The following is a 13193-nucleotide window of genomic DNA, read 5'->3' on the forward strand; positions in this document are numbered from 1 at the left end:
CCCCCGCAGGAGCCGGCCGCGCGGACCCCCCTCGCCACCCCCACCCGCCGCCTCTTCGTCTCCCGGGTTGTCGCCGGCGCCGCGGCCACCGCCGCTGTCGGCACCGTCGGCTACGGCACGTACGGCGTCCTGCGGGGCCCGAGGGTGAAACGCGTCACGGTTCCGCTGGCGAAGCTCCCGCGCGGGGCGCACGGTTACCGGATCGCCGTGGTGAGCGACATCCACCTCAGCCCGGTCCTGGGCCGGGGTTTCGCGCAGAAGGTCGTGGACACGATCAACGGCACGCAGCCCGACCTGATCGCGGTGGTGGGGGACCTGGTCGACGGCAGCGTCAAGGACCTCGGCCCGGCGGCGGCGCCCCTCGCCCAACTCCGGGCCAGGCACGGGAAGTTCTTCGTCACGGGTAACCACGAGTACTTCTCCGGCGCCCAGCAGTGGATCGACGAGGTCCGCCGCCTGGGCCTGCGCCCCCTGGAGAACGAGCGCACCGAACTGCCTTGGTTCGACCTCGCCGGGGTCAACGACATCGCGGGGGAGAGCGAGGGGCGGGGGCCGGACTTCGAGAAGGCGCTCGGCGGCCGGGACACCGCGCGCACGAGCGTGCTCCTCGCCCACCAGCCCGTGCAGATCCACGACGCCGTCAAGCACGGAGTCGACCTCCAGCTCTCCGGCCACACCCACGGCGGCCAGCTCTGGCCCGGCGGATACATCGCGGAGGCCGCGAACCCCACGGTCTCGGGCCTGGAGCGGTACGACGACACCCAGTTGTACGTGTCCAACGGCGCCGGCGCCTGGGGCCCGCCCACGCGGGTGGGTGCGCCGTCCGACGTCACCGTCATCGAGCTGGCGTCCCGTCAGGCCTGAGCACACCCCCTCCCACACCTGTGAAGAACCTGTGAAAACGGACGGATGCCTGTCTTCGGGTAAGTTCTCTCTCATCTCATCCGATTAGCCTTCCCGAGGGAAAGCGTGTGTGATTAGGTGAGCCGGCCGCTTAGGGGAGTGGCCCTTTTTTCGTGAGGACTGGGCCCTTCGGAGGGCCTGGGGAGGCAGGGCATCACCATGCGATCTGTTCGCATGCGGATCATCGCGGCGGTCGCCGTACTGGCCGCCGTAGGCGTGGGCGGGTGGCAGTTGATGCCGTCCGGGGACAGCGGTGGCAAGACCATCGTCGTCGGCACGTCGGACACGATCACGTCACTCGACCCGGCGGGCGCCTACGACGCCGGCTCCTGGGCGCTGTACAGCAACATCTACCAGTCGCTCCTGTCGTTCGCGCCGGGCAGCGGCACGCCTTCCCCGGACGCGGCCAAGAGCTGCTCGTTCGTGGGCGGCGGGCTGACGACGTACCGGTGCGAGCTGCGCGGCGACCTGAAGTTCCCGAGCGGGCGCAAGGTCACGCCGAAGGACGTCAAGTACTCCTTCGACCGGATCAAGAAGATCAACTCCCCGGTGGGCCCGGCGTCCCTGCTGTCCACGCTCAAGTCCGTCGACACGGACGGCGACAACGTCGTCTTCCACCTCGGATCCGCCGACGCGACGTTCCCGTTCAAGCTGGCGACCGGCGTCGGCTCGATCGTCGACAGCACGAAGTACCCCGAGGACAAGCTCCGCACCGGCGGTGACGTCGACGCCACCGGCCCGTACACGCTCGCCGGGTACACCAAGAACGAGCGGGCCGACCTCAAGCCGAACGGCAACTACAAGGGCTCCTTCAAGGCGGGCCGGCCGATCGAGCTGCGGTACTACAAGACCCCCGAGGCCCTCCAGGCCGCCTGGAAGGCGCGCGACGTCGCCGTCGCCACCCGGCAGCTGCCGCCGAAGATGCTCGCCGGCCTCAGCGCCAGCGACACCAGCCAGCGGGTCACCGAGGCCGAGTCGTCCGAGACGCGCAACCTGTACTTCGACACCCGCGCGGACTCCCCCCTGCACGACCCGCGCGTGCGCCGCGCCGCCGCCTGGCTGATCGACCGCCAGCAGCTCGCGACGTCCGTGTACCACGGCACCGTCGACCCCCTGTACTCGCTGGTCCCCGCCGGGATCACCGGGCACACCACGTCGTTCTTCGACGCCTACCCGAAGACGAGCGTCGCGAAGGCCAAGGCGCTCCTGAAGGCCGCCGGCGTCAGCACGCCCGTCACCTTCACCTACGGCTACGGCAGGACGGGCGCAGCCGAGCAGGAGACCGCCGAGCTGAAGCGCCAGCTCGAAGCGGGCGGGCTGTTCAAGGTGGACGTCAAGGCGTACGAGTGGACCGACTTCCAGAAGCAGTGGGTCGGCGGCAAGCTCGACGCGTACGCCGTCGGCTGGGTCCCCGACTATCCGGACGCCGACACCTTCACCGCCCCTCTCGTCGGCAGCAACTCGCTGATGAACACCGGTTACAGCAACAAGACCGTCGACGGGCTCATCCAGGACAGCCAGAAGTTCGCCGACCGCAGCCGCGTCGCCGACGACTTCCGCCGCCTCCAGGACGACGTGGCCGAGGACTCCCCGGTCATCCCCCTGTGGCAGCGCAAGGAGTACGTCGTCGCCACCGAGGACGTCGGCGGCAGCCAGTACCTCGCGGACGGCAGCGGCGTGTTCCGGCTCTGGAACCTCGACTGGCTCTGACCCTCTGCCGGAACGTTCCGGCACCCGTACGGCGCCCAGGGGCACACCCCCTCGGGCGCCGTCGCGCGTCTCAGGGGCGCGGCCTCTCCGGCAGCACCACCGTCACCGTCATCCCCTCACCCGGCGCCGTCTCCACCGCGACACTCCCGCAGTGCGCCTCCACCACCCCCTGCACGATCGCCAGGCCCAGCCCGCTGCCCGCGGCGCTCCCGGTGCGGAAGAACCGGTCGAAGACGCGGGCGGCGTTCTCCGCGCCGAGCCCGGGACCGTCGTCGGAGATCCGCAGGGCGACACCGGTGTCCTCCCGACGCACCGAGAGGCGGACCGGCACGTCCGCCGGGGTGTGGGTGCGGACGTTGGCGACGAGGTTGCCGAGGATCTGCCGCAGCCCGGACTCGTCGGCGTGCACCAGGAGCGTCCCCGACGCCTCCACGTCCACCGGGCGCCCCGGCTGCTGGGCCCGCAGATCCTGCGCGGCGTCCCGCACCAGACGCGTGACGTCCACCTGGCGCAGCCGCAGCTCGGGGTGCTGGTCGAGGCGGGCCAGCGTGAGGAGTTCGTCCACCAGCCGCCCCATCCGGTCGACCTCGGCGTTCATCCGGTCCCAGGCCCGCCGCCGCTCGCCCTCCTCACGCAGCATCCCCTTGTCGTACAGCTGGAGATAGCCGCGGATCGCCGCCAGCGGGGTGCGCAGCTCGTGCGAGGCGTCCGCGACGAAGCTGCGCAGTTGCGCGGCGCTGTGCTCGCGGGTGCGGTACGCCGTCTCGACCTGGTGCAGCATCGAGTTGAGGGCCAGCCGCAACTGCTCGACCTCCTGCGTGGCCTCCCGGCTGGACGGCACCCGCCGGGTCAGGTCCCCCTCGGCGATCGCGGACGACGTCTCGACCATGTCCTCCAGGGGCCGCATCCGGCGCCGCACGCTGAACAGCGTCAGACACGCGAGGAGCGAGAGCAGCAGGCCCCCGATGGCGAGATCGGCCCGCAGCGCCTTCGCCATGCCCTTGTGGAGGCCGTCGGTGGAGGTCGCCATCACGATGTTCGTGCCGTCCTTCAGGCGCGTCGCCGTCACCCGGTAGGGAGCGCCGTGCAGCTCGACGTCCTGGGGTGTGCTGCTGCGGATGAGCCGCGCGGGCGGCCCGACGGCCTCGGCCATCCCCTTCTGCGAATCGGTCGGCCCGATCCCGAACAGCGGCAGCGCGTTCCCCCGGTCGTCGACGGAGGCGAACACCGAGTCCGGGGTCGACGGCTCCTGAGCCCGTCCGGGCAGCATCTGGTCACGGATGAACGCCAGGAGGGTCAGCGAGTCCATGTCCCGCAGGGTGATCTGCGAACTCTCCAGCGAGGCACGGGTCTTGGTCAGCCCCGAGTCGATCTGCCCGATCAGGTAGTGCCGCATCACCATCAGGCTGACGGCGGTCGCCGCCGTGATCCCGAGGGCGAGCAGCGCGACGTTCGCCAGCGTCAGCTTCACCCGCAGGGAGTGCGTCGTCCACGCGCGCGGGAGACCCATCAGGCCAGCCCGTACCCGACCCCGCGCCGCGTGGTGATCACCGGCGGCCCCAGGGCGGACAGCTTGCGCCGCAGATAGCTGATGTACGTCTCGACGACGGTCGACTCCGGCGGCGTGTGCTCGTACTGCCAGACGTGCCGCAGGAGTTGCTCCTTGGGCACGATCCGGCCGCCGTTGCGCACCAGGAACCGCAGCAGCGCGTACTCCGTCGGTGTCAGCTCCACCGTGCGCCCCGCGCGGCGCACGGTGTACGTCGTCTCGTCGAGCTCCAGGTCCCCGTAGCGCAGCGGCGGGCGCTGCGGCAGGACGTCCGCCGCGCGCGTGCGCCGCAGCACCGCGCCGATCCGGGCGACGACGACGTCGATGTCGAACGGCTTGGTGATGTAGTCGTCGCCGAACCCGAGCGCGCCGACGACCTCGGCGGGGGAGTCCCGCGCGGTGAGGAACACGATCGCCAGGTCGGGCCGCCGGGCGCGCAGTTCACGGCCCAGCGCACGGCCGTCGCCGTCCGGGAGCATCACGTCGAGGAGCGCCGCGTCGGGCCGGGTGCGGCCGGCGAGCGCGAGGGCCTCACGGACCGTGCCCGCGACCATCACCTCGAAGCCGTGGAAGCGCAGGGCGATCGCGAGGACGTCGGCGATGCTCGGCTCGTCCTCGACGACCAGCACGGTGCCGGGAGCCGTTGTCATACCCCCCAGTATCCGTGCCCCCCGAAGTCGCCGCGGGGGGTTTGTCTTTGGAGTTCCTTGAGAGTAGTGCCCAGTCGATGTCCAGCCGCGCCTGCTCCTGTCGATGCTGTCACTCGGGACCTGGGGGACCGACCTGACTGTCCGAGGACGAAGAGGAGTTGAAGCGTGACGGCATTGGCACGCTGGTGCTACCGGCACCGGCTGGTGGTCCTGTTGCTGTGGGTGGGGGCACTGTTCGGCATGGGGTTCACGGCGTCGGCCGCCGGAACGAACTACGCGAACGTCTTCTCGCTCCCGGACACGGACTCCAAGAAGGCGTACGACCTGATGGAGAAGGCGTTCCCCGCGCGCGCGGGCGACACCGACACGGTCGTGTGGAAGGTGGACGGCGGCACGGTCCGCGACGACGCCGTACGCGCGCGGATCGAACCCGCGCTGAAGAAGATCGCCGCGATGGACGGCGTCGGTGACGTCGCCGGACCGTACGCGGGCCCCGCCGCAGCGGCGCAGATCAGCAAGGACGGGACGATCGCCTACGCGCAGGTGACGTTCACGCAGCAGGCCAACGCGGTGCCCAAGAAGCTGATCCAGAACGTCGTGGACGCCGCTCAGAGCGCCGAACGGTCCGGTCTCCAGGTTGCGCTCGGGGGCCAGGCCGTCCAGCGCGTCCAGGAGCCGCCCACGGGCCTCGCGGAGATGGTCGGGCTCGCCGCGGCGGCCATCGTGCTGTTCCTCGCGTTCGGCTCGTTCTTCGCGATGCTCCTGCCGATCGCCATCGCGGTCTTCGGCGTCGGCATGGGCCTGTTCGGCACACAGCTCCTCAGCCACGCCACCGACATCCCCGACCTCGCCCCGCTGCTCGCCTCCCTGATCGGCCTCGGCGTCGGCATCGACTACGCCCTGTTCATCGTCACCCGGCACCGCAAGGGCATCCTGCGCGGCGTCGACCCTGAGGAAGCGGCCGTCACCGCCCTCAACACCTCCGGGCGCGCGGTCCTGTTCGCGGGCGGCACGGTGTGCATCGCGCTCGCCGGGATGCTCGTCACCAACCTGCGCTTCCTCGACGGCGTCGTCGTCGGCACGTCCCTGACGGTCGTCCTCAGCGTCCTCGCCGCGACGACGCTGCTGCCCGCGCTGCTCGGGTTCCTCGGGCAGCGGGTGCTGAGCCGTAAGCAGCGGCGGCGGCTCGCGGCGCGGGGGCCCGAGCCGGAGAAGGCGAGCGGGCCCGCCGCCCGCTGGTCCGTCGCCGTCCAGCGCAACCCCAAGTCGATCGCCGCGCTCGCGCTCGCCGTCATGGTCGTCCTCGCGCTGCCCGTGCTGTCCCTGCGGCTCGGCGCGACCGACCAGGGCAACGACGACACCAAGACGACGACCCGGCAGGCGTACGACCTCCTCGCGGAGGGCTTCGGGCCCGGGTTCAACGGGCCGCTCCAAGTCGTCGCCGACAAGGGGGACACGGGCGCGCTGGTCCGGGGGATCGAGGCGACCGAGGGGGTAGCCCGGGTGTTCGCGCTGCCGCCGGCGGGCGGTGTCACCGTCGTCCAGGTCGTTCCCGCGACCTCGCCGCAGTCCCAGGAGACCGACCAGCTCATCGACACCCTGCGCGACCGGGTGATCCCGCAGGCGGGGGTCCAGGCGCACGTCGGTGGGGTCACCGCCGTCTCCAAGGACTTCGCGACCGTCACCGGTGACCGGCTGCCGCTCTTCGTCGCGACGATCATCGGGCTCGGGTTCCTGCTGCTCCTCGTCGCCTTCCGGTCGCTCGTCGTGCCGCTCACGGCCGCGCTGATGAACCTCGTCGCCGCGGCCGCCTCCTTCGGCGTCCTCGTCGCGATCTTCCAGTGGGGCTGGGGACTTGAGCTGCTGGGGCTCGGCAAGGAGGGGCCCATCAACGCCTTCCTCCCCGTCATCATGCTGTCCCTGCTCTTCGGCCTCTCCATGGACTACCAGGTCTTCCTGGTGAGCCGCATGCACGAGGAGTGGGTCCACTCCCGCGACAACGCCCGCGCGGTGCGGGTCGGCCTCGCCGAGACCAGCCGCGTCATCAACTCCGCCGCGCTCATCATGGTGTGCGTGTTCGTCGCGTTCGTCCTCAGCGGGAACTCCGGGGCGGCGACAGCGGGGGTCGGCCTTGCCGTCGCGGTCGCCCTCGACGCGTTCGTGCTCCGCACCGCGCTCGTCCCCGCCGCCATGCACCTCCTGGGCAACTCCAACTGGTGGCTTCCGGCGTGGCTGGACAAGCGGCTGCCCCACCTCGCGGTGGAGCCCGCGGAGGAGCCCGTGGTTCCCGACGCCGGGGGCCCTTCCTCCGCCGTCCACGGGTTCGTCCGTGACCCCGAGGGGGAGCCGGTGAGCGGGGCCGCGGTGACGTTGCTCTCGCACGGAGGCGGGCGGCAGCTGGACCGCGTCAACACCCTGGCCGACGGGTCGTACATCCTGTCCGTCCCGACACCGGGGACGTATCTGCTGGCGGTGACGGCGCCGGCTCACGGGTCGTCGGCTCGGCGGGTCAGCGTGGGGGAGGGGCCTGTGGTGCAGGACGTGGAGCTGCGGGAGGGGGAGGTGGATGTGGTCGGTTAGTTCTTCGGCTGCCCGTACTTGATGATCTGGGCCACGTCGAGAGTCACTTCGGCGCCGATCGAGTCGGGCAGCGTGACGGTCTCGCCGGGGGCGTGTACGCGGTGGTTGCCGTACTCGCCCTCGGCAGGATCGGTGAGGACGTGGAGCCGCTGGTGCTTGCGGTCGACGATGACGTACACCGGCACCTTCGCCGCAGCGTAGGCACCGACTTTGGTCTTCAAGTCGTTCTTCCAGTTTCCGGAGGTGACCTCCAGGACGAGACGGAAGCAGACCGGGTCGTAAGCGGTCTTCTCGATGAGGTGGTCGTCGACGTCGGCGTCCACGATCACGAGGTCCGGGACAGCGTAGTCCTCGCCTTCGGGAAGCCAGAGACTGATGCCCTGAGCGACCTTGCTTTCCGCACCGTGCAGTCCCGCCGAGAGGAAAGGAAGCATGATTTCGGTGAGAACGATGGCGTGCGCGGCATCCGGTGAAGGGGTCACGAGGAGATGGCCTCCGATGATCTCGACGCGATAGCCCGGATGGCGTTCCATGATCTCGTCGGCGATGGTTGCGAGGGAGAACGGCTTCTCGGCGACGGTTGAGAAGAACGGGTCGTCGTCGAAAGGCCGCTCGACGGATGCTGCGGACATCACGTGCCTCCCATGGGCTGGTGTCGAGGGCATCATCGTAGACAGACGGCAGCTCTGATGCCCGATTGAGCTTCTTGATCAGAAATGATCATTTATCGCCTCCTTTTGTCCCCGGATCCGGCATCAGCCGCGTCATCCCCGGCAAGAAGTCCGTGAACAGCTCATGCACCTCACGCACCAGAGGCCGCAGCACCCGGAACCGGGACAGCGCCACGCCTCGCGCGGTGAGACGGGCACCCCTCTCCGCGAGGCGGTAGCTGCGTTCGCGGCCCTCTGTGCGGTCGAAGATCCAGTAGAGGACGAGGCCCATCTGGGAGAGCCACATCAGCTCGGGGAGGACGTCCTTGAGGTCGTCGGCGACCTTGGTCTTCGCGGCGCCGGAGAGGATCTCCCTGTGCACCGAGATCGCCTCCTCGCGCGCGTGCTCCGACTCGGGGGAGAAGGGGCTGAGCGGGCTGTCGGGATCGGCGGCGTTCTTGAAGAACTGGACGGCGAATTCGTGGTACGGCGTGGCGAGGTCGAGCCAGAGGCGCAGGACCCCGGCGAGCCGCGCCTCGAAGTCGGTCTCGCGGGCGAGCAGCGGGCGGACGGCGGCCCGGTGCTCGGCGGCGAGCCGGTCGTAGAACCCCTGGATGAGGTGTTCCTTGCCGGCGAAGTAGTAGTACGCGTTGCCCACGGAGACCCCCGCCTCCTGGGCGATGGCCCGCATCGTCGTCTTGTCGTACCCCCGCTCCTGGAACAGCCGCATCGCGGTCTCCAGGATCAGCGCACGGGTCTGCTCGGACTTGCTCGGGGCTGCGGCGGGGCCTTCGTTGTTCGCGGACACGGTCGCGAGCCTAACCAGTGGTGCAGGAGTCGCCGTAACAGGCGTACGTCCACCCCTCGTAGGGGTCGTAGATCCACCCGTCCCCCCGCTCGTACGCACCGCCGCCCCACCCGGCCTCGCGGAGTTTCGCCGCCGTCAGCACCGCCCCGCGCGCCAGCCGTTGTCCGGACGGCGTGCTCAGCCGGTACGCGAGCGGCCGGTGCTCCCGCAGCGCCCACAGGACGACGATCCAGGCGGCGGTGTCCCGGTAGATCTGGCCGCCGTCCCCGACGACGGTGATCTCGGCGAGGGTCGCGGCGTGGTCGAGGTCGGGGAAGAGGTCCCGCGCGGCGTCGGAGCCGGCCGGGACGAGGTCGAGGGGGACCAGTTGGGACTGGCGGGCGAGCCATCCGCTGAGGTGCTCGCAGAGTCCGCACCCGGCGTCGTACAGGACGGTCAGCCGGCGGACCGGGACGTACGCGGCGTCCCGGTCGTCGGCGACTGCCTCGGCGTTCACGCCCGCGCCGGCTTCGTCGGCGCGACCCACCCGCGCGGCGCCACCGGCGGCACCTGCTCCCGCTCCAGCACCCCCCGGCGCCGGATGCGGCTCAGGATGTACACGTTCCCCAGGTGCATCGCGCCGAGCACCAGCAGGACGACGCCGAGCTTCGTCGAGAGGGCCTCGAAGATGTCCCGGGTGTTCGCCAGGGGCTGGTCGCCGCTCAGGTAGAGGGCGACGAAGCCGAGGTTGACGAGGTAGAAGCCGACCACCAGGAGGTGGTTCACCGCGTCGGCCAGCCTCTCGTCGCCGTGCAGCACGTCCGCGAGGAACAGCCGGCCGTTGCGGCTGAGGGTTCGGGCGACCCAGACGGTCAGCGCGATGCTGACGACCAGGTAGACGACGTACGAGATGACGGTGCGATCCATGTCCCCACCACTTTCTTGAACGCGTTCAAAACGCTGTCGTGGATGACTGTAGACCTGTTTTTGAACGCGTTCAAGGCGGGGGCGGGGGAGAGGGCGTTCGCTCAGCGGCGTGCCAGCTCCGGTCGCTTCGTGTAGTCCGTGAACCCGACGACGTTCCCCCAGGGGTCGGCGAGTTCGACGGTCCAGCCGGTCGACACGGACGCCGGTTCGTCCAGCGGCGCGAGCCCCGCCGTCGTCAGTCTCCGCGCCGTCGCCCGCGCGTCCGGCACCTCCAGCCACACGCGCGTGCAGCCCCACGGCGGTGGACGGTGGCCGAGCGCCTCCTCCTGTCGCAGCAGGATCCCCGGCGTCTCGCGCCCCACTTTCAGCAGCGCGATCCCGCCCTCGTCGAACCGGAACCCCACCGCGAACCCGGCGCGCTCGTAGAACCGCACCGCCTCGGCGAGATCCCCGACCGGCAGCAGCACGTTGTCGAACCCGAGCAGCTCGTACGACTCGTCATCAGGCATACCGTCACAATAGGTGTGAGGTGTAGTGAATCGGGTGATTGCCGGTCCCGCCGGACCGGGTGATGTGGTGCGTCGATGTCGGGCAAGATGGCGTACATCAGATCGTCGGACCCCGGGGGAGTACCACCGTGTCGGAACAGCCGCAGCAGCCCTACCAGCCGCCCGGGTACGGCTACCCCGGCAGCAACCCCTACGGGCAGCCCCAGCAGGGGTACGGGTATCAGCAGCCGGGCCAGGCCCCGGGCCCCGGGTATCCGCCGCCTCCCCCTCCCGGCCAGGGCTACCCCCCGCCCCCGCCCCCGCAGGGCTGGGGCTACGCCCCGCCGCCCGGCACGTACACCGGAGACCCGTACGCCCCCTACGGGTACGACCCCTACGGGCGCCCGTACTCCGACAAGTCGAAGATCGTCGCGGGCATCCTCCAGTTCTTCCTGGGCAGCCTCGGCGTCGGCCGGTTCTACATCGGGCACGTCGGCCTCGGTCTCGCCCAGCTCTTCACCTGCGGCGGCTTCGGCATCTGGGCGCTGATCGACTCCATCATCCTGCTGACCAGCGACAGCACGACGGACGGGCAGGGCCGGGTGCTCCGTGGCTGAGACGGCGCCCGCGCCGCAGCCCACCCCCTCCCGGACCCTCCTCCGGCACCCGGCGACCGCACCCCTCGCGGTGCTCGTCGCCGGTGCCGCGGGATCGGTGTACCTCTACGGCACCGACCCCCACCAGCCGGGGCACCTCCTGCCCCAGTGCCCCTTCCGGCTCGCCACCGGCCTCCTCTGCCCCGCCTGCGGCGGCACCCGCATGGTGTACGACCTGATGCACGGCCACTGGGACGCGGCCTGGCTCGACAACCGCGCCCTCCTCCTCGCGGCCCCCTTCGCCCTCACGCTGCTCGGCCGCTGGATGTGGGAGGGGCTGCGCCACCGACGCCGCTGGCGGCCCGAACTCAGCGGTCGCGCACAGCTGTTGATCCTGAGCTGCGCCGTGGCCTGGGCCGTCGTCCGCAACCTTCGCTGAGGCGACTCCTCGTGACCCTTCCGGGTTGATCGCGACTTTCGAACTGGCCGGAAACGTTCGGAAGTTGGCGCAAGAGTTCGTCACGGAACGAGAACGATAGTTCGACTGCGGTTTCGACAGACCGCGTCGGCTGCCTACGCTCAGCGTCCACACGGGGGGACGGCCGCGTCATGCGCTGACAGGTGTGCACGCTCTCCGGTGTTCTCGCATCCCGCAGCCTCTTCAGGAGATCAGTTCTATGAGCGTCCCCGTCCCCAACGCCGAGGCCCCCTACGGCTACGACCCGCAGGGTCGCCCGTACTCCGACAAGTCGAAGCTCGTCGCGGGCCTCCTCCAGATCTTCCTGGGCGGCCTCGGCATCGGCCGCTTCTACACCGGTCACGTCGGCATGGCCATCGCCCAGCTCCTGACCTGCGGCGGCCTCGGCATCTGGGCGCTGATCGACGGCATCATCTTCCTCGTCAGCAACGACCGCACGGACAAGCAGGGCCGCGTCCTGCGCGGCTGATCCCCCCGCGGGGTCCACAGGGTCCGCCCCTGAGCATTTCCCAGGGGCGGACCCCACGGGGTCTACGGGTATCAGGGGGTCATGGGGTCAGCAGCCGGCCCGCTGCGGGCCCACCGCGATGCCGGACATCCGCACGTCGTACGACGACGGTGACGGGTTCCCCTGATACAGCTGCCACCCGAGCTTCAGCTTGTCGAACGTCGGGAACGTGAAGTCGTCCGACGTCCCGCCGTGGCTCTTCGTCGACACGGTCAGGTCGGGGTTCTCCACCCCGTCGAAATACACCGTCACCTTGTTGTCGGACGCGTCCAGATGGAACTCCAGGCACTGCCAAGCGCCCGCGACGGCCGGCGCCGAGGTCCGCCAGTTCGTCCAGTCGCCGGTCGGGCCCAGGTCCGACCCCACCCCCCAGAAGTTCCCCTTGTCCGTCGGCGCGTACTGCCCGCCCAACGGCCGCACCAGCGTGGGTGAATCACCCCCGGACGCCTCCGCGAGCGTCCAGTGCGCCCAGTCCGGCGCCGTCGGAAACGCCCCCACCTTCACCCGCACCCGGGCCCAGAGACTGTTCCCCGCAAGCGAGTCGAGAGGCAGTACGACGAACGCCTTGCCGTTCCCCTCGGTGTGAAAGAGAAGTTCCTTGCCGGGGTACCCACTCGTGCTGGGCACCACCGTGATCGTGCTCCCGGGAGACGTCTCCGTCGTCCACGCGGGGGAAGCAGAGGCAGTGGGGGGTATCGCGAAGAGCGCGGCCACGAGGGCCAGTCCGGCCGTCGCCGCTTTTCTCAGGATTGCCATGCGCCAGAGTCTGGCTTGAACTCTCAAGCAGATCAAGGTGAGTTGTCGAACGCACAGGAGCCCGCATCCAACGTCACCTCGTCAGCTCCGTCCGGAAGCCATACTGGTGAGTCGTCGGGTGACAGGTGGGACGTATGCGTCGGGGGCGGTTTCGTGCGACGGGTCTTGGCGGTGCACTTCGTACCGTGTGCGCTCTTTGTGACCTGTCTTTTCGCTCTCGTACGCAGCGGGAGTTTCTCGGGCCGCAGTGACTGGAACGCGGCTTTCCCGACGGAGGGAAGCAGTTTTGTCGGCGCCCTGTTGCTCATCGGCTCAGGCTCCGTCGTACTCGGCATCCTGCTGCATCCGTTCCAGGTGCGGGCGGTGCGCGTGCTGGAAGGGTACTGGGACCGGTGGCCTGCCACCTCGGGCCTGGCCGGTGTGCTGGTGGAAGTGCAGCGGCGCCGTAGGCAGGGGCTCCTCGGCCGTGCCCGGTCCCGCGCCGGCGCCGGTCCCAACGCGCGCCGGGTGGCGTAGTGCTGGTCGATGGCGGCCTGGGCCTCGTTGTGCTCGATGCCGCCGAGCTGTTCGGCCTGGTCGGAGGTCGCGAACCGGGTGAACCGCTGCACCTG

At 70.2% G+C, this 13193-nt stretch carries 15 protein-coding genes; 7 read left to right on the forward strand and 8 right to left on the reverse strand.

Annotation, left to right across the window (positions count from 1 at the left end; translation table 11 throughout):
* A partial coding sequence (locus ACVNF4_RS23230) for a metallophosphoesterase (RefSeq protein ID WP_461804803.1) occupies nucleotides 1–864 on the forward strand: 864 nt, incomplete at its 5' end.
* A gap of 198 nt (nucleotides 865–1062) precedes the next feature.
* Nucleotides 1063–2613 (forward strand): ABC transporter substrate-binding protein, encoded by a 1551-nt coding sequence (locus ACVNF4_RS23235; protein ID WP_461804804.1) that lies wholly within the window; start codon nucleotides 1063–1065, stop codon nucleotides 2611–2613.
* A gap of 70 nt (nucleotides 2614–2683) precedes the next feature.
* Here the strand turns inward: ACVNF4_RS23235 and ACVNF4_RS23240 are convergent, their stop codons facing one another.
* Nucleotides 2684–4123: a sensor histidine kinase gene (locus ACVNF4_RS23240; RefSeq protein ID WP_461804805.1), complete on the reverse strand. Its 1440-nt coding sequence runs from the start codon at nucleotides 4121–4123 to the stop codon at nucleotides 2684–2686.
* Entirely contained in the window at nucleotides 4123–4812 is a 690-nt protein-coding gene (locus tag ACVNF4_RS23245; protein WP_461804806.1) for a response regulator transcription factor, read from the reverse strand. Before ACVNF4_RS23245 ends, ACVNF4_RS23240 begins: the two co-directional genes overlap by 1 nt.
* 174 nt (nucleotides 4813–4986) lie before the next feature.
* On the opposite strand from ACVNF4_RS23245, the gene ACVNF4_RS23250 reads away from it, so the two are divergent.
* Nucleotides 4987–7392 (forward strand): MMPL family transporter, encoded by a 2406-nt coding sequence (locus tag ACVNF4_RS23250; RefSeq protein ID WP_461804817.1) that lies wholly within the window; start codon nucleotides 4987–4989, stop codon nucleotides 7390–7392.
* Here the strand turns inward: ACVNF4_RS23250 and ACVNF4_RS23255 are convergent.
* The 5 genes from ACVNF4_RS23255 to ACVNF4_RS23275 all read right to left on the reverse strand — a co-directional run bounded on the left by ACVNF4_RS23255 (nucleotide 7389) and on the right by ACVNF4_RS23275 (nucleotide 10265).
* The gene (locus ACVNF4_RS23255) at nucleotides 7389–8024 is read right to left on the reverse strand and encodes a Uma2 family endonuclease (RefSeq protein ID WP_461804807.1); all 636 of its coding nucleotides are present in this window, start codon (nucleotides 8022–8024) and stop codon (nucleotides 7389–7391) included. The genes ACVNF4_RS23250 and ACVNF4_RS23255 overlap by 4 nt on opposite strands.
* An 88-nt stretch (nucleotides 8025–8112) precedes the next feature.
* The gene (locus ACVNF4_RS23260) at nucleotides 8113–8850 is read right to left on the reverse strand and encodes a TetR family transcriptional regulator (RefSeq protein WP_461804808.1); all 738 of its coding nucleotides are present in this window, start codon (nucleotides 8848–8850) and stop codon (nucleotides 8113–8115) included.
* Between the two features lie 10 nt (nucleotides 8851–8860).
* A complete protein-coding gene (locus ACVNF4_RS23265; protein ID WP_461804809.1) occupies nucleotides 8861–9346 on the reverse strand; it encodes a thiol-disulfide oxidoreductase DCC family protein in 486 nt (161 codons plus the stop codon).
* A complete protein-coding gene (locus tag ACVNF4_RS23270) occupies nucleotides 9343–9756 on the reverse strand; it encodes a hypothetical protein (protein ID WP_461804810.1) in 414 nt (137 codons plus the stop codon). The genes ACVNF4_RS23265 and ACVNF4_RS23270 overlap by 4 nt, the downstream gene beginning before the upstream one ends.
* Before the next feature lie 101 nt (nucleotides 9757–9857).
* Nucleotides 9858–10265, reverse strand: a complete 408-nt coding sequence (locus ACVNF4_RS23275; protein WP_461804811.1) for a VOC family protein — start codon at nucleotides 10263–10265, stop codon at nucleotides 9858–9860.
* A gap of 128 nt (nucleotides 10266–10393) precedes the next feature.
* Here ACVNF4_RS23275 and ACVNF4_RS23280 point away from each other — a divergent pair, with 128 nt between their 5' ends.
* The 3 genes from ACVNF4_RS23280 (at nucleotide 10394) to ACVNF4_RS23290 (ending at nucleotide 11787) form a co-directional block, all read left to right on the forward strand.
* Nucleotides 10394–10861, forward strand: coding sequence for a TM2 domain-containing protein (locus tag ACVNF4_RS23280; protein ID WP_461804812.1), 468 nt, complete (start codon nucleotides 10394–10396; stop codon nucleotides 10859–10861).
* Entirely contained in the window at nucleotides 10854–11279 is a 426-nt protein-coding gene (locus ACVNF4_RS23285; RefSeq protein ID WP_461804813.1) for a DUF2752 domain-containing protein, read from the forward strand. The genes ACVNF4_RS23280 and ACVNF4_RS23285 overlap by 8 nt, the downstream gene beginning before the upstream one ends.
* Nucleotides 11280–11517: 238 nt before the next feature.
* Nucleotides 11518–11787, forward strand: coding sequence for a TM2 domain-containing protein (locus ACVNF4_RS23290; protein WP_461804814.1), 270 nt, complete (start codon nucleotides 11518–11520; stop codon nucleotides 11785–11787).
* 87 nt (nucleotides 11788–11874) lie between these two features.
* Here ACVNF4_RS23290 and ACVNF4_RS23295 read toward each other — a convergent pair whose 3' ends face one another.
* Nucleotides 11875–12582 carry a hypothetical protein gene (locus ACVNF4_RS23295; protein ID WP_461804815.1) on the reverse strand — a complete coding sequence of 236 codons (708 nt, stop codon included), beginning with the start codon at nucleotides 12580–12582 and terminating at the stop codon, nucleotides 11875–11877.
* A 198-nt stretch (nucleotides 12583–12780) separates the two neighbouring features.
* Here ACVNF4_RS23295 and ACVNF4_RS23300 point away from each other — a divergent pair, with 198 nt between their 5' ends.
* Nucleotides 12781–13098, forward strand: coding sequence for a hypothetical protein (locus ACVNF4_RS23300; protein ID WP_461804816.1), 318 nt, complete (start codon nucleotides 12781–12783; stop codon nucleotides 13096–13098).
* Nucleotides 13099–13193: the final 95 nt, after the last annotated feature.

This window comes from Streptomyces sp. S6 (assembly GCF_054880855.1).

What these genes read in the sequence shown, in the direction of transcription:
- ACVNF4_RS23270 (WP_461804810.1), bottom strand. Translation starts at nt 9,756, where the DNA reads ATGGATCGCACCGTCATCTCGTACGTCGTCTACCTGGTCGTCAGCATC.
- ACVNF4_RS23245 (WP_461804806.1), bottom strand. Translation starts at nt 4,812, where the DNA reads ATGACAACGGCTCCCGGCACCGTGCTGGTCGTCGAGGACGAGCCGAGC.
- ACVNF4_RS23290 (WP_461804814.1), top strand. Translation starts at nt 11,518, where the DNA reads ATGAGCGTCCCCGTCCCCAACGCCGAGGCCCCCTACGGCTACGACCCG.
- ACVNF4_RS23255 (WP_461804807.1), bottom strand. Translation starts at nt 8,024, where the DNA reads ATGTCCGCAGCATCCGTCGAGCGGCCTTTCGACGACGACCCGTTCTTC.
- ACVNF4_RS23235 (WP_461804804.1), top strand. Translation starts at nt 1,063, where the DNA reads ATGCGATCTGTTCGCATGCGGATCATCGCGGCGGTCGCCGTACTGGCC.
- ACVNF4_RS23295 (WP_461804815.1), bottom strand. Translation starts at nt 12,582, where the DNA reads ATGGCAATCCTGAGAAAAGCGGCGACGGCCGGACTGGCCCTCGTGGCC.
- ACVNF4_RS23240 (WP_461804805.1), bottom strand. Translation starts at nt 4,123, where the DNA reads ATGGGTCTCCCGCGCGCGTGGACGACGCACTCCCTGCGGGTGAAGCTG.
- ACVNF4_RS23275 (WP_461804811.1), bottom strand. Translation starts at nt 10,265, where the DNA reads ATGCCTGATGACGAGTCGTACGAGCTGCTCGGGTTCGACAACGTGCTG.